Annotated in this window: 18 protein-coding genes and 1 tRNA gene; 7 read left to right on the forward strand and 12 right to left on the reverse strand. The window is 27.2% G+C overall.

Going from position 1 to position 21,559, the window contains the following annotated elements; all coding sequences use genetic code 11:
• Positions 1 to 21 precede the first annotated feature (21 nt).
• Together EIH23_RS06700 and EIH23_RS06705 are read right to left on the reverse strand one after the other, a co-directional pair.
• Complete coding sequence (locus tag EIH23_RS06700) at positions 22 to 669, reverse strand: diphthine--ammonia ligase (RefSeq protein ID WP_122639453.1); 648 nt, start codon at positions 667 to 669, stop codon at positions 22 to 24.
• Positions 670 to 724: 55 nt separating this feature from the next.
• Positions 725 to 1,153: a DMT family transporter gene (locus EIH23_RS06705; protein WP_122639454.1), complete on the reverse strand. Its 429-nt coding sequence runs from the start codon at positions 1,151 to 1,153 to the stop codon at positions 725 to 727.
• A 157-nt stretch (positions 1,154 to 1,310) separates the two neighbouring features.
• Between EIH23_RS06705 and EIH23_RS06710 the strand changes: the two genes are divergently transcribed.
• Positions 1,311 to 1,853, forward strand: a complete 543-nt coding sequence (locus EIH23_RS06710) for a DUF308 domain-containing protein (protein ID WP_122639455.1) — start codon at positions 1,311 to 1,313, stop codon at positions 1,851 to 1,853.
• A 49-nt stretch (positions 1,854 to 1,902) separates the two neighbouring features.
• Here EIH23_RS06710 and EIH23_RS06715 read toward each other — a convergent pair whose 3' ends face one another.
• From EIH23_RS06715 to EIH23_RS06725, 3 genes are read right to left on the reverse strand one after another with little or no spacing between them, the layout of a single operon-like run.
• Positions 1,903 to 3,552 carry a CTP synthase gene (locus EIH23_RS06715; RefSeq protein ID WP_122639456.1) on the reverse strand — a complete coding sequence of 550 codons (1,650 nt, stop codon included), beginning with the start codon at positions 3,550 to 3,552 and terminating at the stop codon, positions 1,903 to 1,905.
• A gap of 25 nt (positions 3,553 to 3,577) precedes the next feature.
• On the reverse strand, positions 3,578 to 4,147 hold the full coding sequence (locus tag EIH23_RS06720) for an ANTAR domain-containing response regulator (RefSeq protein WP_122639457.1): 570 nt from the start codon (positions 4,145 to 4,147) through the stop codon (positions 3,578 to 3,580).
• Between the two features lie 32 nt (positions 4,148 to 4,179).
• The gene (locus EIH23_RS06725) at positions 4,180 to 5,499 is read right to left on the reverse strand and encodes a glutamine synthetase family protein (protein WP_122639458.1); all 1,320 of its coding nucleotides are present in this window, start codon (positions 5,497 to 5,499) and stop codon (positions 4,180 to 4,182) included.
• A 363-nt stretch (positions 5,500 to 5,862) separates the two neighbouring features.
• Between EIH23_RS06725 and EIH23_RS06730 the strand changes: the two genes are divergently transcribed.
• Complete coding sequence (locus tag EIH23_RS06730) at positions 5,863 to 7,953, forward strand: glutamine synthetase III family protein (RefSeq protein WP_122639459.1); 2,091 nt, start codon at positions 5,863 to 5,865, stop codon at positions 7,951 to 7,953.
• Between the two features lie 44 nt (positions 7,954 to 7,997).
• On the opposite strand, the gene EIH23_RS06735 is transcribed toward EIH23_RS06730, so the two are convergent.
• The 3 genes from EIH23_RS06735 to EIH23_RS06745 all read right to left on the reverse strand — a co-directional run bounded on the left by EIH23_RS06735 (position 7,998) and on the right by EIH23_RS06745 (position 12,820).
• Positions 7,998 to 10,421: a homocysteine S-methyltransferase family protein gene (locus EIH23_RS06735; RefSeq protein ID WP_122639460.1), complete on the reverse strand. Its 2,424-nt coding sequence runs from the start codon at positions 10,419 to 10,421 to the stop codon at positions 7,998 to 8,000.
• Between the two features lie 18 nt (positions 10,422 to 10,439).
• On the reverse strand, positions 10,440 to 11,108 hold the full coding sequence (locus EIH23_RS06740) for a vitamin B12 dependent-methionine synthase activation domain-containing protein (RefSeq protein ID WP_122639461.1): 669 nt from the start codon (positions 11,106 to 11,108) through the stop codon (positions 10,440 to 10,442).
• 248 nt (positions 11,109 to 11,356) lie between these two features.
• Entirely contained in the window at positions 11,357 to 12,820 is a 1,464-nt protein-coding gene (locus tag EIH23_RS06745) for a VanW family protein (RefSeq protein WP_164489008.1), read from the reverse strand.
• Positions 12,821 to 12,981: 161 nt separating this feature from the next.
• Here EIH23_RS06745 and EIH23_RS06750 point away from each other — a divergent pair, with 161 nt between their 5' ends.
• Positions 12,982 to 13,923, forward strand: coding sequence for a TIGR01212 family radical SAM protein (locus EIH23_RS06750; RefSeq protein WP_122639463.1), 942 nt, complete (start codon positions 12,982 to 12,984; stop codon positions 13,921 to 13,923).
• A 121-nt stretch (positions 13,924 to 14,044) separates the two neighbouring features.
• On the opposite strand, the gene EIH23_RS06755 is transcribed toward EIH23_RS06750, so the two are convergent.
• Positions 14,045 to 14,971: a DMT family transporter gene (locus tag EIH23_RS06755; protein ID WP_122639464.1), complete on the reverse strand. Its 927-nt coding sequence runs from the start codon at positions 14,969 to 14,971 to the stop codon at positions 14,045 to 14,047.
• A 316-nt stretch (positions 14,972 to 15,287) separates the two neighbouring features.
• On the opposite strand from EIH23_RS06755, the gene EIH23_RS06760 reads away from it, so the two are divergent.
• Positions 15,288 to 15,875 carry a zinc dependent phospholipase C family protein gene (locus EIH23_RS06760; protein ID WP_122639465.1) on the forward strand — a complete coding sequence of 196 codons (588 nt, stop codon included), beginning with the start codon at positions 15,288 to 15,290 and terminating at the stop codon, positions 15,873 to 15,875.
• A gap of 8 nt (positions 15,876 to 15,883) precedes the next feature.
• Here the strand turns inward: EIH23_RS06760 and EIH23_RS06765 are convergent, their stop codons facing one another.
• The 3 genes from EIH23_RS06765 to EIH23_RS06775 all read right to left on the reverse strand — a co-directional run bounded on the left by EIH23_RS06765 (position 15,884) and on the right by EIH23_RS06775 (position 18,254).
• Entirely contained in the window at positions 15,884 to 16,669 is a 786-nt protein-coding gene (locus EIH23_RS06765; protein ID WP_122639466.1) for an HAD family hydrolase, read from the reverse strand.
• Between the two features lie 20 nt (positions 16,670 to 16,689).
• A complete protein-coding gene (locus EIH23_RS06770) occupies positions 16,690 to 17,925 on the reverse strand; it encodes a competence/damage-inducible protein A (RefSeq protein ID WP_122639467.1) in 1,236 nt (411 codons plus the stop codon).
• Between the two features lie 255 nt (positions 17,926 to 18,180).
• A tRNA-Cys gene (locus EIH23_RS06775) sits at positions 18,181 to 18,254 on the reverse strand.
• A 235-nt stretch (positions 18,255 to 18,489) separates the two neighbouring features.
• Between EIH23_RS06775 and EIH23_RS06780 the strand changes: the two genes are divergently transcribed.
• The 3 genes from EIH23_RS06780 to EIH23_RS06790 all read left to right on the forward strand — a co-directional run bounded on the left by EIH23_RS06780 (position 18,490) and on the right by EIH23_RS06790 (position 21,530).
• On the forward strand, positions 18,490 to 19,413 hold the full coding sequence (locus tag EIH23_RS06780; RefSeq protein WP_122639468.1) for a D-alanine--D-alanine ligase: 924 nt from the start codon (positions 18,490 to 18,492) through the stop codon (positions 19,411 to 19,413).
• A gap of 18 nt (positions 19,414 to 19,431) precedes the next feature.
• Complete coding sequence (gene pdxR / locus EIH23_RS06785; RefSeq protein WP_122639469.1) at positions 19,432 to 20,895, forward strand: MocR-like pyridoxine biosynthesis transcription factor PdxR; 1,464 nt, start codon at positions 19,432 to 19,434, stop codon at positions 20,893 to 20,895.
• Between the two features lie 116 nt (positions 20,896 to 21,011).
• Positions 21,012 to 21,530: a hypothetical protein gene (locus tag EIH23_RS06790; RefSeq protein WP_122639470.1), complete on the forward strand. Its 519-nt coding sequence runs from the start codon at positions 21,012 to 21,014 to the stop codon at positions 21,528 to 21,530.
• Positions 21,531 to 21,559: the final 29 nt, after the last annotated feature.

The following is a 21,559-nucleotide window of genomic DNA, read 5'->3' on the forward strand; positions in this document are numbered from 1 at the left end:
CTATTTAATATTGTCTTTGCATTATATAATATCTAAATGACCATAATTTTTATCTAAGGTAATTTTATCAATTTTAAATTGTATAGGATTTTTAAATAATGGTCCATCACTTACAAATGTATGGTATTCTCCATTTTCCCCACATGCATCAGATCCAGTGGCTTTTATCTCCTCTATTAACTCTTTAGTTAATACCTTCCCTAAAAATTGCTCACCTAAGTTATCTAAGTTAACTTTTTTTATTGTTGCTTTATATCCACTATCAATAAATTCATAAACTAATTTCTCTCTATCTTCTTGCCATAAAGGAAATTCAGCTTTCATATTAGATACATTACATCTATCTACTCCCCATTGTTTATGATGCTCTATGTCTATATCTCCATAAACACAAACGTTAGCACCTTTTTGTTTAGCTTCTAATAATTTTTTCTCAAATTCTTTTTCGTATTCTTCAACTTCACACTCTACAGTTATAAGTTCTATACCCAAACTTTCACTTACTTTATTTAAAAAATTATTATTTATACCGTGTGTCCAAGATGAATCCTGATTTTTTTTTACAGTAGTTAAAAGAGCAACTGGAGTATTCCCATTTTTAATCATTCTATGTAAAGCTAGCATACTATCTTTTCCACCACTAAAAGACATTACAAATTTATCGTTCATATTAAATCTCCTTTATATATTTTATTTGTAAAAATTTAGCATAAGCCTTATATGTTTAGTTTAACATAAAAAATACTCCTATGAATAATAATACTGCTCCTATATAATTGTACAAATGTGTAGTATTCTTACCTAATATAATGCTATCTATTACAAATCCTAATATAATTTGTGAAACTACTATTAAGGTCAATGTATTTGAAACACCAAGAGATGGTATTGCTCTTACTGTAAAGTAAATTATTAATCCCCCAAATATACCACCTAATAATAATATTGGATTTATATTTTCTAATTTCATTAAATCTTTAAAATCTCCAGTTATTAATATGCTTATTAAAAAAAATACCGCTCCTACAACTAAACTTATAAACGTAGCTGTCATAGCTGTTGTATGTTTTTCTAATTCTCCATTAAAAAATGCTTCTAATGTGGTAGAAAGACCTGCTAATATTGCAAATATTACTGCTCCTAAATTAGACAAAATTAAACCTCCTCATTATTAATAAACTCTATAATACAAGCTCTATATTAATTAATATTCTTGTCCATAATCTATCATGCTTACTTTTTACAAATAATAATTTTATGTTATAATGTTATAAAATATTTATTTGTATTATATATAATGAGGTGAATTTATGTTTCAATTTTTTAATATCAATTTAGATGGTTTAAATAAAAGAGAAAATGCCACTAAGTTCATAGCACTTGGTCTAATACTAATTATTTTAGGTACATTATCTTTAGTATCTAAAGGATTTGGAATTAAATTAGTATCTTGGATATTAGGACTATCACTTTTATTTATAGCATATTTAAATTTAAAAAATATTAATGAACTATCTAGATACACTCCAAAAGAAGAACTTAAACCTTATAAACAAAGTCAAACTATCTTATTAATTTTAGTTGTACTTTTATTTTTATTTCCAACTAAAATCCAAGGTTTTATTTCATCCGTAATAGGTGCATATTTATTAGTTAATCAATTATTAAAATTCATTACTAATAAAAACAATCCTTACTTTAGATTTGGTTTATGGAATGTAATTGTTATTTTCTTTGGAATAACTTTGATTATGTCTCCATTATTCTTATCTAGATTTATATCTTCTATTATGTCTTTTATCGTGCTAATGATAGGATTAAGTTTATTTGCTAAAGGTAATAGCCTAAGATAAATTAAGTTTAAAAGTGATAGGTATAATTATCTATCACTTTTTATATTAATTAAAATATATTTTGATATGATAAACTATTAAGTTCTACTTCTATATTTCTTTCTTTATTCTCTAAAGATACCTTTATAAATTGTTTTATTATCGGATTTGCACGATTTGGTCTACTCTTAAACTCTGGATGGTATTGAACTCCTACATAAAAATCATTATTTTCTACCTCTACAGCTTCTACTAATTTATCATCTGGCGATGTTCCGCATATAATCATTCCTGAATTTTCAAAAATCGCTCTATACTTATTATTAAACTCATATCTATGTCTATGTCTTTCTAATATTTCACTAGTTTTATATGACTTGAACAATTGAGTATTTTCTTTTATTTTACAAGGGTATGCTCCCAATCTCATAGTACCTCCCTTTTGTAGGTTTCCATATTGATCATGCATTAAATCTATTACAGGATACTTACCATAGTATACAAATTCACTAGAATTCGCTTCATGTAATTTTAATACATTTCTTGCAAACTCAATTACTGCTATTTGCATACCTAAGCAAATACCCAAATATGGTATATTATTTTCTCTAGCATATCTAGCAGTTCTAATCATACCTTCTATCCCTCTATCTCCAAATCCTCCAGGAACTAATATACCATCGCTATCCTTTAATAACTCATCTACTGTAATATCATTAACATATTCTGAATCAATCCAGTTTATCTCTATATTTAATTTATTTTCATATCCTGCATGGTTAAGAGCTTCTACTACAGATAAGTATGCATCATGTAATTTTGTGTATTTACCAACTAAAGATATCTTTATACTCTTTTCTCTATTATCAATTCTATCTATCATATTGTTCCATTCAGCTAAATTACACTCATCATATTTTATTCCTAACTCTCTACATACAACTTTCGATAACCCATTTTCTTCTAACATAATTGGCACTTTGTAAAGCACATCTGTATTATTATTTTCTATAACACAGTCAGGTTTCACATTACAAAATAGTGCTATTTTTTGTTTTGTATTTTCATCAATTGCCTCATCAGATCTAGCCACAATAATATGTGGTGTTATTCCAAAGGATTGAAGTTCTTTTACTGAATGTTGAGTTGGCTTTGATTTAAACTCACCAGAACTACTTATATAAGGTATTAATGTAACATGTATAAATATACAATTATTTCTTCCAACTTCTTGATATATTTGTCTTATCGCTTCTAAAAATGGTTGACTTTCTATATCACCTGTTGTTCCCCCAATTTCAACTATAGCAATATCTGCATTGCTTTTTTCTCCAACGGAATATACAAAATCTTTTATTTCATTAGTTATGTGGGGAATTACCTGTACCGTTTCCTCTAAATACTCACCATTTCTCTCTTTCATAAGTACATTCCAGTATACTTTTCCAGTTGTTAAGTTTGAATATTTATTTAAATTCTCATCTATAAATCTTTCATAATGACCTAAATCTAAATCAGTTTCTGCTCCATCGTCTGTAACAAAAACTTCCCCATGTTGATATGGACTCATAGTACCTGGATCTACGTTGATATAAGGATCTAGTTTTTGAGCAACTATTTTAAGTCCTCTATTTTTTAATAATCGTCCTAAAGATGCTGCTGTTATTCCTTTTCCTAAGCCAGATACAACTCCACCTGTTACAAATATAAATTTTGTCATTATTTACTCCTCCATATTTTATATTTTAATTTTCATAAGTTTTAAGTATATTTTGAGCTACTTCTTTTTTAGTAATTCTTCTGTCCATAGCTTGCTTTTCTATATATCTATGTGCTTGAGGCTCTGTCATATTTAAGTATTGTATTAAAATACATTTTGCTCGATCTATTAACCTAATTTCACTTATTTTATTTTTTAGTTTCAAGTTTTCTTCCTTCAGTTTTGTTATTCTTTTTGTTGAAGTGGATATTAACTTAATTGCTTGATACAATAGTTGTTTATTTAAAGGTTTTTCAACAATAAATACACCAAAATCCTCAACTTTTGCAGATATCTCATCTGCAATATTACTTTTTACCATAAGTATTACACCTGATGATGTATTTTCAGTTATATTTAAAGCTAAATCATGCCCAAATTCGTCAGTTAATGGTGCGTTTATAAGTACTATATCAAAATTATTTTGTATAAGAATTCTTCGTACTTCACTTCCATTGCTTACAGTTTCTATCTTAGAAAATCCACTCATTTTTATAATTTCAGAAAGAATACTCTTCCCCTTTTCTGAACTCGATACAATTAAGGCACTTGACATATATACACCATCCATTTCTTAAAAGATATACCTTAAACACTTAAGAAATATAATTCTCTTTCTACCTTTTCTTTGTCTGTTCTTGCGTCGTACTTTCTCCACTCATACTCCTTAGTCTCTATATATGTGTTGATTACATTTTCAGGTAATATACTTTTTATAAATCGGCTATTTTTTGACAAATTTATAGCTTCAAAAAGATTTTTAGGCAATGCATCTATATCATTTAAATTTTTTTGTAATATTTTATTTAAATTTACATCACAAGCTTCACAAAGCTGTAAATTATTTTCTATTCCTTCAAGTCCAGCTCTTATTATTAGAGCTAATGCTATATATGGATTACAAGATGAATCAGATGATCTAACTTCAATATTTGTATATTCACCATCTCTTATATGAACTTTTATAAGTTGTGATAAATTTCTTTTAGACCAAGTTATAAATTTAGGTGCTTGAAAATTTCCAAATCTATTATATGAATTCGTTATTGGATTTAGAAATAAAGTTATCTCCTTTAACCTATTCAATATTCCTGCAATAAACTTATCAGCCGTTTCTTTATCTACCATTTTAGGATCTTCAAATAAATTTAATTCATTTTTGCAAATCATAAAATTAAGATGTAATCCACTTCCACTTTCATTTGCAAGTGGCTTTGGCATAAATGATGCAAATAATCCATTTGTAGATGCTGTTGTTTTCACAACTGATTTAAAATTAATAATATTATCTGCAGCACTTAGTGGCCCACAGATTTTAAAATTTATTACATTTTGTCCCGGCCCATGATCATGATGTGAATTATTTAACTCTATTCCCATCTCATCTAATATTAGGCATATTTCTCTTCTAATGTTTTCACCTTTATCCAATGGTGCTATATCGCAGTAACTAGCAAAGTCTTGTGGTATATTTGTAGGGCTTCCATTTTCATCTAGTTCAAATAGGTAAAACTCGCACTCTGAACCTACTTTAAATAAATAACCTAAATCACGTCCTTTATCTATTACTGACTTCATTATATGTCTTCCATCACCCTCAAAATGACGACCATCAGGATACTTTATATCACAAAAAAATCTTATAACCCTTCCATGTTGAGGTCTCCAAGGAAGTATTGATAAAGTTTTTAGATCCGGATATAAATATAAGTCACTATCTTCTATATTCATAAATCCACTCATAAAAGATGCATCAAATTTTACTCCATATTTTATCGCATCTTCTAACTCATTTGGCATTATAGATATATTTCTTTGCATTCCAAAAATATCGCAAAATGCAAGTCTTATAAATTTAACATCGTTATCTTCAATAAACTCCATTACTTCACTCTCTTTATAACTCATAACGTCCTCCTAAAAATAATAAAAAGGTGCTCATCAAAAGATAAAAATACAGACTTTTACCTCATGATGAACACCTTTGTTCATTTTAATATGTATAATTGTAAAGCAGATATATATTTGTGTCAATATATTCCGATTATTTCGATTATTTTCAATAATAAAAAAATATTTATTTATAGATATATTTTTTTATGTTGACAATCTAAAATTATTTTCATACAATGACACTATAAATAATAAATAAAACAGCAAAGGCGCTGTAGGTTATTACCTACTGCGCTTTTTTTATTTTAAAAATAAAATATAAGATACAAAGAAGTTCTCTTATATTTAACTACTATAATAATTTGGGGGTAATTTATTATGATAAATATTCCAGATATATTCGGAAGTATGGTATTTAATGATAAGGTAATGAAAGAAAGATTACCTAAGGATGTTTATAAAAAATTAAAAGAAACAATAGATGATGGATCAACTCTTGATATAAATATAGCAAATATAGTTGCAAATTCTATGAAAGATTGGGCTATTGAAAAAGGTGCTACTCATTTTACTCATTGGTTCCAACCTATGACTGGCATAACTGCTGAAAAACATGATAGTTTTATTTCTCCTACATCTGATGGATCTGTGATAATGGAGTTTTCTGGAAAAGAACTTATAAAAGGTGAACCTGATGCATCAAGTTTTCCATCTGGAGGGCTTAGAAGTACCTTTGAAGCTAGAGGATATACAGCTTGGGATCCTACATCTTATGCATTTATAAGAGATAATACTTTATGTATACCTACTGTATTTTGCTCTTATTTAGGGGAAGTATTAGATAAGAAAACTCCTTTACTTAGATCTATGGAAGTTATAAATAAACAATCTTTAAGAATACTAAAATTATTTGGTGATACTACTACAACTAGAGTAACAACTACAGTTGGTCCAGAACAAGAATATTTCTTAATAGATAAAAAGCTTTATGATAAAAGAGAAGATTTACAATTTTGTGGAAGAACTTTATTAGGTGCAAGATCTCCAAAAGGTCAAGAACTTAATGATCATTACTTTGGAGCTATAAAGCCTAGAGTTGCTGCATTTATGAAGGAACTAGATGAGGAACTTTGGAAATTAGGAGTATTATCAAAAACTGAACATAATGAAGTTGCTCCTGCTCAACATGAATTAGCTCCAATATTTGCTAATAGTAATGTTGCAAGTGACCATAATCAACTTGTAATGGATTTAATGAAAACTATCGCAATTAAACATGGCCTAGTTTGTCTTTTACATGAAAAACCATTTGCTGGCCTTAATGGTAGTGGTAAACATAATAACTGGTCTTTATGTACTAACACTGGTAAGAATTTATTAAGCCCAGGAAAGAATCCTAGAGATAATACTCAATTTTTATTATTCTTAGTAGCTGTAATAAAGGCAGTAGATGAATATCAAGATTTACTTAGAATATCCGTTTCAAGTGCTGGAAATGACCATCGTTTAGGAGGACATGAAGCTCCACCTGCAATAGTTTCTATGTTCTTAGGTTCTGATTTAGAGGCAGTTTTACAATCTATAGAAGATAATGTTGAATATAATCAATCCCTTGCTGCTAAGATGGAAATTGCTGTAGATGTACTACCTTCATTTAAAAAAGATTCTACTGATAGAAATAGAACTTCACCATTTGCATTTACAGGAAATAAATTTGAATTCCGTATGTTAGGTTCAACAGTTTCTATTGCTTGTCCGAATACTATTTTAAATACAATAGTAGGTAATTCATTATGTGAGTTTGCTGACTTGCTTGAAAAATCTGATGACTTTGAAAGTGATGTAAATAATTTGATAAGAGATACTTATTTAAAACATAAAAATATAATATTTAATGGAAATAATTATTCTGATGAATGGGTAGAAGAAGCCAATAAAAGAGGTTTGTTTAACTTAAAAACTACAGTTGATGCTCTTCCTTATTATACATTAGATAAAAATATAAAATTATTCGAAAAACATGGTATATATACTAAGGAAGAAATTGAGTCTAGATATGAAATACTTTTAGATGAATATTCTAAAACAATAAATATAGAAGCACTTACTTTATGCGATATGATAAAAAAAGATGTTATACCAGCAGTTTGTGAGTATATAAAAGAATTAAGTGATACTGCTTTATCAAAAAAATCTCTTTCTTCTGATATAGATTGTAGCTTAGAAATTGATTTAGTATCAAAACTTTCTTCATTAAATAGCTGCTTATCAAAAAGATTAGATACTTTGGATAATCTTCTTATAAATTCTAAAGATTATGAAGGAACTTTAAGTACTGCAAAATATTATAAAGATAATATAATTCCTGCTATGCAAGAAGTAAGAGCCGTTGCTGATGAATTAGAATTTATAGTTAGTGATAAATATTGGCCATATCCAACTTATGGTGATCTATTATTTAGTATATAGATTAAATAAAAAATGATTGTACTTTATTAAAGTACAATCATTTTTTATTTAATTGTTTTTTGTATAGTGTTATCAACTTGATTTAAAAATAAACCTTGTGCTACTTTTACGCTTTCTCTAGCATCTCTTACATAATAGTCTGCACCTATCATATTAGCATACTCTTGATTTAGTACAGCACCTCCAACCATTACCTTACAATCAATGTTATTTTCTCTAAGAGCATCTATAGTTGATTTCATATTCACTACAGTTGTAGTCATAAGAGCACTAAGACCTATGAGTTTAATATTTTTTTCTTTGGCAACTCTAATTACTTCATCTATATCAACGTCTTTACCTAAATCATAAATCTTAAATCCATAGTTTTCTAAAAGAACTTTCACAATATTTTTACCTATATCGTGAATATCTCCTTTTACTGTAGCAAGTATTATTTCGCCTTTATTATGAGACTTTTCTCCACTTTTATTTAAATTTTCTTTTATTTCATCAAAAGCAATTTTTACAGTTTCTGCGCTCATTATAAGTTGAGGTAAGAATAATTTATTTTTTTCAAAATCATCTCCAACTTCATTTAATGATTTAATTATATAATTATCAACTATTTCTAAAGGCTTATAATTTTTTAGAAGCCTTTTAGTTTCTTCTTTTACTTCATTTTTTAAGCCCTTTTTTATCATATCTATTAAAGAGTGCTTTGATTTTTCTTTTTCAATAAAATTTATATCTTCTGATTTTGTATAATTCATACAGTGATTTATATATTCTTTACTTTCTTTATCTTCATTAACTAAAACTCTATATGCTTTTATTGACTTTACTACATCTTTGTCTAATGTATTTAGTATCGGTGCATCAAGTCCACATGTAAAGCACATCATTAAAAATGTAGATGTTAATAAGCTTCTATTCGGAAGACCAAAAGAAACATTACTTACTCCAAGGACTGTGCATACACCAAGTTCTTCTTTTATCATTTTAATTGCTTTAACACTTTCAAGCACTTCTTTTTGTTGTGCTGATGCTGTTAATGCTAGAACATCTATTAGTATATCTTTTTTATCTATTCCATACTCTTTTGCTGTATCAATAATTTTTTTCGCTATTTTTACTCTCTCTTCCGCCTTACTTTTTATTCCATCTTCATCAATAGTAAGACCAATTACTGCTGCTCCATACTTTTTAGCTAAAGGGAATATCTTTTTCATAGATTCCTTTTTTCCATTTACAGAATTTATAATGGGTTTTCCATTGTATATAAATAAGGCCTCCTCTATAACTTCATTATCGGTACTATCTATTTGAAGTGGCACATTTATAATTTCTTGAATAGATTTTATAGCTTTTACCATTGTATTTTTTTCATCTATTTCCGGTAATCCTACATTTACATCTAATATATCAGATCCACTTTCCACTTGATTTATTGCTTCTTTTAATATATAGTCATAGTCTTCATTTTGCAAAGCTTCTTTTAATTTTTTCTTTCCAGTTGGATTTATTCTTTCTCCTATTAAAACTTTATTTTCACCTATTATTACAGTTTTATTTCCACTAGATACTGTAGTATTATTTTTAAGTGTTATAGTTTTCGGTTTTAAATTAGCTACTTCTTTAGATAAATCTTGTATAAACTTATCATCAGTTCCACAACATCCTCCAACTATTCTTACACCTTTTTCAATCATTGTTTTTACTTCTTTTGTAAATTCTTTTGAATCTATGTCAAAGTAAGTTTCTCCGCTTTTCATCTTAGGAAGACCTGCATTAGGTTGAACAATAACTGGTATTGATGAATAAGATAAGATTTCATCTATAACAATTTGTAATTCCTTAGGTCCTAGTGAACAATTAACGCCTAGAGCATCAACTCCTAAAGCTTCTAAAACTGTAACCATCGTAAGTGTATCACAACCTGTTAAAGTTCTTTTATTTTCATCAAATGTCATTGTACAAAATATTGGTTTATCACTGTACTCTTTACATGCAAGTATAGCAGCTTTAGCTTCATATAAATCACTTATAGTTTCAATTATAAATCCATCTACGCCTTCTCTTTGACCAATTTGTACAATCTCTTTATATGTTTCATAAGCCTCTTGAAATTTTAAAGTTCCTATTGGCTCAATTAAAACTCCTAATGGTCCCATATCAAGAAAAATATTAGCACTTTTTTTAACTTCTTTTATGGATTCTTTTGCAATATTTATAGCAGATGTTATAATTTCATCTACGCTGTATTTTTCATGCTCAAGCTTTATTCTATTTGCACCAAACGTATTCGTTGTGACTACATTACTTCCTGCCATTAAATATTTTTTATGTATATTCTTTATAATATCTCTTTTTTCAATATTATAAAATTCAGGTATCTCCCCGCCAATCATTCCCTCTCTTTGAAGCATAGTTCCCATAGCTCCATCAAATATTAATATATTATCTTTTATATATTTTCTTAAATCCATATTCATACCCCTTAAACATTATTTATTATAATTTGCACATTTATTATTATTTCTATACATACAATTTTCTCTTGCATGGCAACTATCACATATATCGTACTCACTTTTAATATCATTATTTGATATACCTATTATTGCAGTAACAGATTTTCTTGGCATAAGTATAAAATTACTACTACAAGTTAAACCTATTTTTCTATTAGCATCTAGTAATCCTATAACTTTCTTTTGTGAACTTATATCTAAATCTCCATATCCAGGACTAAACCTTAAAGTATATCTATATTCTTTGTTTAAACCTTTTTTTATTATTTTCTCTATATCATCACAAAGAGATTCAACTAATATACTAGCACATGCATCTAGTATTATACTTTTTGTTAGGTCTATCTTTTCATATAATCTTATCTTTCTTTCTATATCAATTCCAAGGGTACATGCAAATAGTATAACCTTATTACAGTCTTTTAAATGTCTAGTTATACTTTCTCCACTTAAAACTATGTTAGTATTAAGTAGCCTTATATCTTTATCTTCTTCAATATCATAAACTCCGTATATAAATCTTTCATTTATAAGATTAATTGCCTCTTCTTTGCATGAATTTATCATATTTAAAATAGAATCATCTAGTTTTTGATTTTTATATCCTAGAAAAGTTAATATATCATTATTTTCTATATACATATACCCTCCTTTTATTTCTATTAATTCAATAAATCTTCAAATATTTATTTTTATTTGAAATCCTTAGATTAAAATATCATAAATAATATTAAATTATTACAAATTATAAATTTATTTAACATAAATTATAACATACTAGATGTTGATATTAAATTTAAAATTTTCATAATTATAAAAATTTTATAGTGCCATTTGAGATTTTAATAAAAAAAGTATTACTGATATTTTTATCCAGTAATACTTTTTTATTATCTATAAACACTTGTATCTACATGCTTTTCATAAACTTTATTGTTATTTGAATCGTATCCATATAAATAAGTGTTAGCTACATTTCCACTAGCATAACTAACTGCTTCATATGTTAAACCATTAGTTGCATCTTTATTTGACCAAAACTCTATATGAATAGTTCCGCCAGATGTATATGTATTTATTACAAGCGGGTAATCGTATGTATTTTTAAACTTATAATCTATACTACCTGATGCTAATGTAGCATCCATACCTCTTGGAACATAACTTACTGCCTTTGAATGATTTCTTCTCTCCGTAGGTAATATACCAGCTCTTAATTGTGCATTATATATAGTAGTTGATACTTGACATACTCCACCACCAACGCCTTGTGTTAGTGTTCCATTTGAAATAACTGGAGCATATGTATATCCATTACTAGTTTCTACTGGACCTACTGTAGCTTCATAAGAAAATTCTTCACCTGGCATTAATAATAAGTCATCAACTTTATTTGTTGCAACTTCTATATTCTTTCCTCTTCCTCCACCAGTTCCATATGTAGTTGAATAACTAGATATTTTAGTATTTACTTTATTTAAATCATCTACACTTATTTTGGGATCTTCTTCTATATAACTTACTTCTATATTTTTAGCTTCATTATTACCATCATAATTTTCTATCATATTTTTTAGTGTAGCTACTAAGCTTTCTTTATCAACAACATTACCTTTTTTACCTTCTGTTATCTCTATATCATCTCCATTTATAGAAATTTTAGGTTCTTCTGGTGCTTTACTATTTTCATCATATATTTTATTTACTAATTCATTTAACTTATTTTCATTAACTTTTATATCAAATTCATAATTTTTAGCTATACCTATAATTATCATTCCAAACTGTTGAAGTGTATTTCCATCTTTCCCATAAGACATAACTTCATTTTCTAATTTATCTTCATTATAAGTTTTTATTAAATCTTTAAATTCTAAATTATATGTATCATTTTTAGCTTTTATTTTTATTTTATTACTACCTATTTCATTTTTTATATTACTTACTTTTTCATTTAAATTGTCTTTATCTAGTTTTGATATGTTTACTTCATATAACTTTGTTCCTGGAAATACTAATGCTTTATACTTAGATGTAACGTTGCTTGCTATTATACTGCCTACTATAATTACCCCTACACATGCTGCAGATATTATTTTTGATTTTTTATCAAATTTAAATTTCATCTGCTTACAATCATTATTTTCTTTTACTTCCTCTTTTTTAGATTCTTCCTCTAATTCTTCTTTTATTTCTTCTGACCCTTCTTTATTAAACTTTTCATCTTCAGGTTTAACTTCTTCATTTTCATAGTTAATTGTAATATCTTCCGCGTCTACAACATCTTTTTCTTCATTTAATTTTTCAACTTCATCTTTATGACTATTATTTATATTGTTTTGATCTTTATCCATATTCATCCCCCTCTAAATCATTAGTTACTATCAACTAATTAATGTATATGACTATAAATGTGTTAGTATTTTTAATTTTATTAATTTGTATATATAATTTTTTTATGGTAATATATCAATAATATAATTACAATTAATAACTATTAGAAAAGGTGATAATATTGACAAAATTTAAATATGCATTTGACAATAAAAGATACCATACATGGAACTATTATCTTAGAAATACATTTGGAGAAAAAATTTTTAAAGTCTCTATAAATGCTGGATTCACATGTCCTAACATAGATGGAAAAGTAACTTATGGTGGATGTACTTACTGTAGTAAGGAAGGTTCCGGTGATTTTGCTGGAAATCCTAAGGATGATTTAATTAAACAGTTTTATGATATTAAAGAAATGATGCTAAAAAAATGGCCTAAAGCAAAATATATAGGTTATTTCCAAGCATTTACTAATACTTATGCTCCACTTGAAGTTTTAAAAGAAAAATATGAGACTATATTAGGTTTAGAAGATGTTATAGGTTTATCTATATCTACAAGACCTGATTGTCTTCCAGATGATGTAGTTGAATATTTAGGAGAGCTTAATGAAAGAACAAATCTTTGGGTTGAGCTTGGACTTCAAACTATCCATGATTCAACGTCTAAATTAATAAATAGAGGTCATGATTATCAAACATTCCTTGAAGGTGTTGAAAAGTTAAAAGCTAAAAATATTAAAGTAGTTGTTCATATTATAAATGGACTTCCAGGTGAAGATTATAATATGATGATGGAAACGGCTAAAGCAGTTGGTAAACTTGGCGTTGATGGTATAAAGATACATCTACTTCATGTTATTAAGGATACTCCTATGGAGAGAATGCTTAACAATGGTATGTTAAATTTAATGACTCAAGAAGAATATATTAAGTTAGTTTGTGACCAACTTGAGGTTTTGCCTGAGGAAATGATAGTCCATAGGCTTACTGGTGATGGAAAAAGAGAAGACCTTGTAGGTCCTTTATGGAGTTTAAAAAAATGGCATGTATTAAATGATATTGATGCTGAATTAAAAAGAAGAGGTACTTTCCAAGGATCAAATTATGCTGGAGAGTAAAAATACTCGCTATACGGGCTAAGTGTAAAATAAAATTAGCTTCCATGCAGCAAAGTTACGCTACAAATGGAAGCTAATTTTTATTTTACACTTTTCGCCTGGGTATATCATAATATATTTTTTAGCATACTTCTTTGGTAGGTTCAGATACACTATCTGTGTCTGTTGAGTCTGATCCTTTTATTGCTACTATAGCTGATGCTATCATAAATAATAGTCCTAATAGTTTTATTATTGAGAATGCTTCTTTTAATATAAACCAACCTATTAATTGAGCAAATATTAATTCTACTGAGGCTATTACTCCTGCTACTGATAGTTCTACTCCTTTTGATATGCCTATCATGTAAAATATGTATGCAAGTGCAGCTGGCATAAGCCCTAATGATAACATATTAAATAATATTGATGAGTTTGCCATTTTTATTATTACTTCACTTGGATTTGATATTGGTAACATAAATAATGCTCCAAATAAGAATGAGTATAATACTAATGTTATACTTTCATTTTCTTTTAATGCATTCTTATTTATTATCGGCATTAGTGCATATGCTATTGCTGATAGTATTCCTATTCCAACTCCTGTTAGATTTAAGCTACTTGTATCTAATTTTCCACCTGTTACTGCTAATATCGCTCCTATAAAACATAGTATTAATGATATTATTTTATGTTTGTTTATATTTTCTTTAAATACTACTTTTGAAAATATAGCTAAGAATAATGGTGATGTATAAAGTAGTACCGCTGCTACTGATACTCCTACACTTTGTATTGAACTTAAATAACATAAATTAAATAATGCCTGACATATAAGTCCTATTACTATTGAATATATTAATCCTTTTTTACTTATCTTTAATAATCGTGGTTTACTTATCATGCAGTATAAACTTAAGAATAAACATCCTAGTGTTAGTCTTCCAAATGCAACTTGACTAGGATTTAATCCACTTTCCATTAAGCTATTTGAAAATAAACCTATTGTTGACCATAGTATACCGGCTATGGCTATAAAGATATAACCGTTGTTTCTTTCTTTCATTGTCTTCTCCTTTAGATGTAAAATACTTCCTAATTATATCATAATATTTTTATTATAGTTAGAAATAAAATCTTAATTATATGTTCTAAATTTATACACGAAACTTAGTATACATAGTACTGAATTTACTAAAATTTTGATTATAATAAAATGATATTAGGGATTATATACTTATTTGGAATTTCTTACTCATTGAAACGTATATTACTTATTGTTATTATTTAATTAGTAGAAAGCTTTTCAAATTTATAATAAAATCTTTCATTAAAGTTAAATATATAGTTATATACGTTAATTAAGATAATGAGGTGATGCAATGTTTATAAATACTCATCTTTTAATAGGTAAGTCTTTAATTGAAAATATAGATGAAAATAAATCTTTTTTTATAAGCGATAAAAACTTTATTTATGGAAATATAAAACCAGACATATCATCTAAATATGTTTTACAAAAGCATTATATGGAAGAATCTCTTGATATGATATTAAAAAAAATAGACTACTTATGCACTTTAGACTTAGATTGTATAAGTAAATATTTTTCAATAAGTAAATTTAATCAAGAACTAGGTGTTATATGTCACTTTTTATGTGACTTTTTCTGTGTACCTCATAGTAGACGTTGGGAAATGTCTCATAGTATGAGTAAACATATTAACTATGAGAAAGAACTTGCTATGGTTGCTAAAGAAACTAATTTATTAAAGTTTAAGGGAGATAAAATTAAAACTAATACATTTAAAGAATTCTTTGATTCATTATATCTAGAATATCAAGGAATAACAGAATACGAAAATGATTTATTATTTTCAAATTATGTATGTAATAGTGTAATAAATTATATATTAGACTGTATATTAATTAATACAGCTAATTGTAATAAATTTATAAATTGTGTTTAGGTGTTGAATTAATTTTCAACACCATTTGTTTTTTCTATAACTTCAATTGCTTCTTTTACACTTTTCACAGTATAAGCTGAACTTTTTTTAACATCTTCTCTACTACTATCCATTGAAAAACTATATTTAAAATCTTTTAACATAGATATATCATTAGGAGAATCTCCTATTGTTGCTATTTCATCTAAATTTACATTTAAGATACTGCATACATGCTTTATTGCATTCCCTTTTGATATATGGCTTGGAGATATATTTAAGACATATTTTCCAGATAAATAAACATCTAATATTCCTTCAAATTCATTTTTGTAATATGTCTCCATTCTTCCTAATTCATCTTCATTTCTCGATAAAATCCCTATATTTCCTACTAAGTTGTCAAAGCTATCTTTTTTAAAAAAATCCGGATCATTTATACACTCCCTGTCAAACTCATCTAGTATATCCTCTCCTCCAGATATTACTATATTTCCGTCATGCATAAAGAATATATAAGCATCATCAGATTTAAATCTATTAACTACCTTTTTTACTAAATTATCATCTATTACTTCTTTTAAGATTTCGTTATGATTTTTGTCATATACAAAGGCACCATTTTGGCATATATAATATCCATTTAAATCTAACTTGCCTTTAATCATTTTAGAAGCTTGTTTAAAAGCTCTACCAGTTGCTATATTAAATACAACACCCTTTTTCTCTATTGCTTCTATAGCCTTTATATCATCATCACTTATTCCATGATGATACAGAGTTCCATCTAAGTCACAAAATATGTGTTTTATCATAAATTGCCTCCAAAATTTAATTAAAGATTTATAATTTCTAATCTTAAATCATTTAATATTGTTTTTGTTGCTCTTAATCTTACTTGTTCTCTATTTCCGTTGAATAAATATCTTTTAACTATTGTCTTACCATTTATATAAATACCAAAATAAACTAGTCCTACTGGTTTTTCCTCACTTCCACCTTGTGGACCTGCTATCCCTGTAGTTGATATACCTATATTAGTATTATGTCTTTTAGCTACTCCTATAGCCATTTCTCTAGCGGTCTCATAACTAACTGCTCCAAATTTGTCTAAAGTCTCTTTATTTACTCCTAAACTCATTATTTTAGCTTCATTAGAATATGTAACGCACCCTTCCATAAAAACAGATGATATCCCTGGGTAATTTATAAGATTAGAAGAAACCATACCACCAGTACAAGATTCTGCAACGCTAATAGTTAAATTCTTGTCAACCAATAACTTAGCAACAGTATCTTCTAAAGTAACTTCACCTTGAGCATATATATACTTTCCTACTCTGTCATATATTTTATTTATAACAGGGTTCATTAAACTAATAGCTTCATCTTCATTTTTAGCCTTTGCAGTAATTCTTAATGTAGCTTCAGTTTCCTTTGCATAAGGAGCTACAGTTGGGTTTGACTGCGCCTTTATTATATCCATTATCTCATGTTCTAATAAAGATTCTCCAATACCATAAAATCTAAGTGTCTTAGAAACTAAAACTTCATCAGTTAAATCTTTTAAATAAGGTTTAACACTTTCATCAAACATAGGCTTCATTTCCTTTGGAGGTCCTGGAAGTACTATTATAGTTTTATTATCTTTCTTTAAAATAGCCCCAGGCGCTGTACCATTATTATTTTCAAGAATTATAGCTTCCTTAGGAAAATAAGCTTGTTTTTTATTATTCTCACTTGGAGTTTTACATAGCTTATTAAAATACTTCTCAATCTTATTCCATGATGGCTCATGAAGAACTAATTCTTGATTGAAAAATTTAGCAGCAGTTTCTTTGGTCAAATCATCTTTCGTTGGTCCAAGACCACCAGTTGTAATAACAATATCACTTCTATCTAAACTCTCTTTTAGACAGTCAAATAATCTGTCTTCATTATCTCCAACAGTACCTTGATAATAAACATCAATTCCTAAATTAGCTAACTCACAAGCTAAGTACTGAGAATTCGTATTAACAATATCCCCCAAAAGAATCTCAGTACCAACAGTCAAAATCTCAGCTTTCATCTTAATCCACTCCTTCAAATATAATTTAAACCAAATATATATTTTTAATGTATTTTTCTTACTTTAACTATTATCTAAATCTCCACATAAAAACAAAAGGGCTTCTCTCGAATAAATTATTTTATACCTGGGTCAAGGTAGACAATATATATTTTCTAGTCATTTGCAACATCACTTAAATTGCATGACTAGAAAATATATATGTCTGCCCGACCCCTGAACAAAATTATTTTTCGAAAAAGCCCACATTTTTATTGGAGGCGACACCCAGATTCGAACTGAGGATCAAGGAGTTGCAGTCCACTGCCTTACCACTTGGCCATGTCGCCTTATTAATTACAATTAAATTATATATGTCTTTTTAAATACTTGCAACAATTTAAGTTATAAAATTTTATTTTTATAGTATATACCACTCTATATTTAAACTTAATAACTAGTGGTACTTTCGATATGACCTACATATTAATATAATTAGGTATAAATAAAATTAAGAAAACTAAGAAAAGTAAATTCTTTAGAATTAATATTCAAAGAAAATTTAAATATATTAGGAGTGGTTTTATGAAAGTAGCAGTTATAATGGGAGGTATCTCTTCAGAAAGAGAAGTCTCTTTAAATTCAGGTAATGAAGTTTTTAATGGTTTAGATAGAAATAAATATGACGTAGTTAAAATTATTATAGATAAAACAGAAGATATATTTACAAAGCTTACAAATGATATTGATTTTGCATTTATTGCACTTCATGGTAAATTTGGCGAAGATGGATGTATACAATCAATATTACACGCAAAAGGTATACCATATTCAGGATGTGGTCCTCTATCAAGTGGGATGTGTATGGATAAAAATATTACTAAAAAGATATTAAAAAATTCAAATATCCCAACTGCTAAATGGTTTGTTACTAATTCATGTGAAAATATAGATTATGATAAAATAGAAAGTTTCAAGTATCCTGTATTTATAAAACCAAATAGTGGTGGTTCTAGCGTTGCAACATTTTGTGTACGTTCAAAGGAAGAGGTAAAGCCTGCTATAGAAAAAGTTTTAGAAGTTGATGAATACGCAATTATAGAAGAATACATTTCAGGTGGAGAATATACATCATTTGTACTTAATAATGAAGTTTACCCTACTATATCAATAAAAGCTAACTCTGAATTCTTTGATTATACTGCAAAATATAATGATAATGGTGCTTTAGAAGAAGTAGTTTATCTAGAAGAAAACTTACAAAATAAAATAAATGAAATTTCACAAATATGCTGGGATATTTTCTATTGCAAAGCCTATGTAAGAATTGATATGATTATACATGATGGAGTTCCTTATGTACTTGAGTTAAACACACTTCCTGGACTTACTAAAGCTAGCTTAATTCCTAAAAGTGCAGCTGCTAAAGGTCTTGGATTTAGTGATTTATTAGATAAAATAATAGAATACTCTTTAACTCCCAGTAAAGTCGCTTCATTAAATTATTAATAAAACTGAGGTGATAAATTGTTATTCTCTAATCTCAATATAGATGACAATGAGCCAATTTATATACAAATAAAAAATCATATAATAGATATGATTTTAAAAGGACTTATACCTGATAATAGTAAGCTCCCTTCTACAAGGGAGCTTAGTCAACTTCTTAAAGTTAGTAGAAACTCTATAGTTTTAGCTTATGAAGAACTAAAATCTGAAGGATATATATATTCAGTTTCTGGCAAAGGAACTTTTGTAAGTTCAAACGTCAATATACCTAAAGGTAATTGGTGTATAAATTGGGACTCGCTTGAAAATAGTTATTCTAAAACTGCAAATAAAATGGACATTATAAAAAATGAAATTCCCTGGAGGTCTGACTTAATATCTTTTAAAAGTATTTCTCCTGATGGTTCTATGTTTGATATAGATGAATTAAAGAAATCTTTTCTAAATAGAATTTCCCTTGAAGGAGATAAACTTCTTAATTATGGATACGCACAAGGTTATAAACCTTTAATAGATTATTTATTAAAATATATGAATAATAAAGGAGTCGATACTTCTAATAAAGATATACTCATAACAAATGGCTTTACAGAAGGATTAGAAATTATGCTATCTTCATTTACATCTCCTGGAGATTATATAATTTGTGAAAACCCAACTCATAATACTACACTTAAAATTATGAGAGCTTTAAATTTAAATCTTATTAATGTTGACATAAATAAAAATGGCTTAGATTTTGACATGCTAAAAAATAAAGTTTCTAAATATAAAGATAAAATTAAATTTGCTTATATAACGCCTTCTTATCATAACCCTACTGGAACTGTTATGTCACCTGAAAGTAGGTATAAATTTTATAATTTAATGAAAGATAATAATATTGCTATTATTGAAGATGGATTTAATGAGGAACTTCTATACTCTAGTTCTCATATATTCCCTATTGCATCTCTTGATAATTTTAGTAATGGAGTTGTTTATATAGGCAGTTTTTCAAAAATTTTATTCCCTGGGCTTAGAATAGGATGGATACTTGCTGATAAAAACATTATTTCAAAACTTGAAAGTGTAAAAAGATGTAAAACTATTCATGTTTCTTTTTTAGATCAAGGTATCCTTTATGATTATTTGCATAATGGCGGTTTTGAAAAATACATAAAAAAAGTCCGTAAGTTTTATGGTGATAAATTTAATTTTGCTTATGAGTGTGCCTTAAAACATATTCCACATGATTATATTCTTGGTGATGGTGGTCTTCATATTTTTGTTAAACTTAAAAATATTAAATCTAGAGATTTATTAAATAAATGTTATGAAAAAGGTGTTATTTTTATGCCTGGGGATATATTCTCTATTAATGATAATGGTGATAATACTTTAAGACTAGGATTTTCTAGATTATCTTTAGATGATATAGAAAAAGGAATAAAAATAATTGGTGAGTGTATAAAAAATATGGAAAATGATTCTAAATCCTAAAAGTTCACTTTGAACTTTTAGGATTTTTTATATCTTTACCTAATTAGGTCTTTTATCTATTTATATATCATAGAGTTTAAATATAATTAAGCTAAACTTTTTAATGGAGGTATACCATGTCATCACTACTAAACACACATGAAGTTGTGTCTAAAATCTTACAAAGTTATAATGTTTATTATGATATCGAAAAATGTACTAATACACATATACCACTTGTAGCTAAGTGTGAATTTCATGTACATAATCAAAAATATGTATTAGTAAAAAAAGCTACCTTATGGGAAGCTGACTCAAATGAATATGTTTATATTTTTGAAGTTGATAATTTAACAAAAGAACTTTTTATAAAGTGTAAGAATTATGCTTATGAAAATGGTATGAGTTTAATTAATCCCAAATCAGGTCATATGTATTCATATATTACGACTTTATTTGTATGCAATTCTTGCGAAGAAGGTGTAGATAAACTTATAAAAAAATGTAAAATATTTAAAAATTTTAAGTTCTCTTTTAATGGTTGGATGGATTTTCGTACTTGTTGCTTAAATATTAGTGATAGTAAAATTTATGGAAATAAGTCTGGAAAAGATACTACTAAGTTTTTTAAAAATTTACTGTCTAAAAATATTTAAGTTGTGTAGTTTACTATTCAATATATTTT

Source organism: Romboutsia sp. Marseille-P6047 (genome assembly GCF_900604535.1).
GTDB lineage: Bacteria > Bacillota > Clostridia > Peptostreptococcales > Peptostreptococcaceae > Romboutsia_E.

Coding starts and splice junctions, on each gene's coding strand:
- EIH23_RS06700 (WP_122639453.1), bottom strand. CDS start 669: ATGAACGATAAATTTGTAATGTCTTTTAGTGGTGGAAAAGATAGTATG.
- EIH23_RS06715 (WP_122639456.1), bottom strand. CDS start 3,552: ATGACAAAATTTATATTTGTAACAGGTGGAGTTGTATCTGGCTTAGGA.
- EIH23_RS06780 (WP_122639468.1), top strand. CDS start 18,490: ATGAAAGTAGCAGTTATAATGGGAGGTATCTCTTCAGAAAGAGAAGTC.
- EIH23_RS06760 (WP_122639465.1), top strand. CDS start 15,288: ATGTTTATAAATACTCATCTTTTAATAGGTAAGTCTTTAATTGAAAAT.
- EIH23_RS06745 (WP_164489008.1), bottom strand. CDS start 12,820: ATGGATAAAGATCAAAACAATATAAATAATAGTCATAAAGATGAAGTT.
- EIH23_RS06740 (WP_122639461.1), bottom strand. CDS start 11,108: ATGTATATAGAAAATAATGATATATTAACTTTTCTAGGATATAAAAAT.
- EIH23_RS06725 (WP_122639458.1), bottom strand. CDS start 5,499: ATGAGTTATAAAGAGAGTGAAGTAATGGAGTTTATTGAAGATAACGAT.
- EIH23_RS06770 (WP_122639467.1), bottom strand. CDS start 17,925: ATGAAAGCTGAGATTTTGACTGTTGGTACTGAGATTCTTTTGGGGGAT.
- EIH23_RS06790 (WP_122639470.1), top strand. CDS start 21,012: ATGTCATCACTACTAAACACACATGAAGTTGTGTCTAAAATCTTACAA.
- EIH23_RS06720 (WP_122639457.1), bottom strand. CDS start 4,147: ATGTCAAGTGCCTTAATTGTATCGAGTTCAGAAAAGGGGAAGAGTATT.
- EIH23_RS06735 (WP_122639460.1), bottom strand. CDS start 10,421: ATGGATTTAAGAAAATATATAAAAGATAATATATTAATATTTGATGGA.
- EIH23_RS06710 (WP_122639455.1), top strand. CDS start 1,311: ATGTTTCAATTTTTTAATATCAATTTAGATGGTTTAAATAAAAGAGAA.
- EIH23_RS06765 (WP_122639466.1), bottom strand. CDS start 16,669: ATGATAAAACACATATTTTGTGACTTAGATGGAACTCTGTATCATCAT.
- EIH23_RS06755 (WP_122639464.1), bottom strand. CDS start 14,971: ATGAAAGAAAGAAACAACGGTTATATCTTTATAGCCATAGCCGGTATA.
- EIH23_RS06730 (WP_122639459.1), top strand. CDS start 5,863: ATGATAAATATTCCAGATATATTCGGAAGTATGGTATTTAATGATAAG.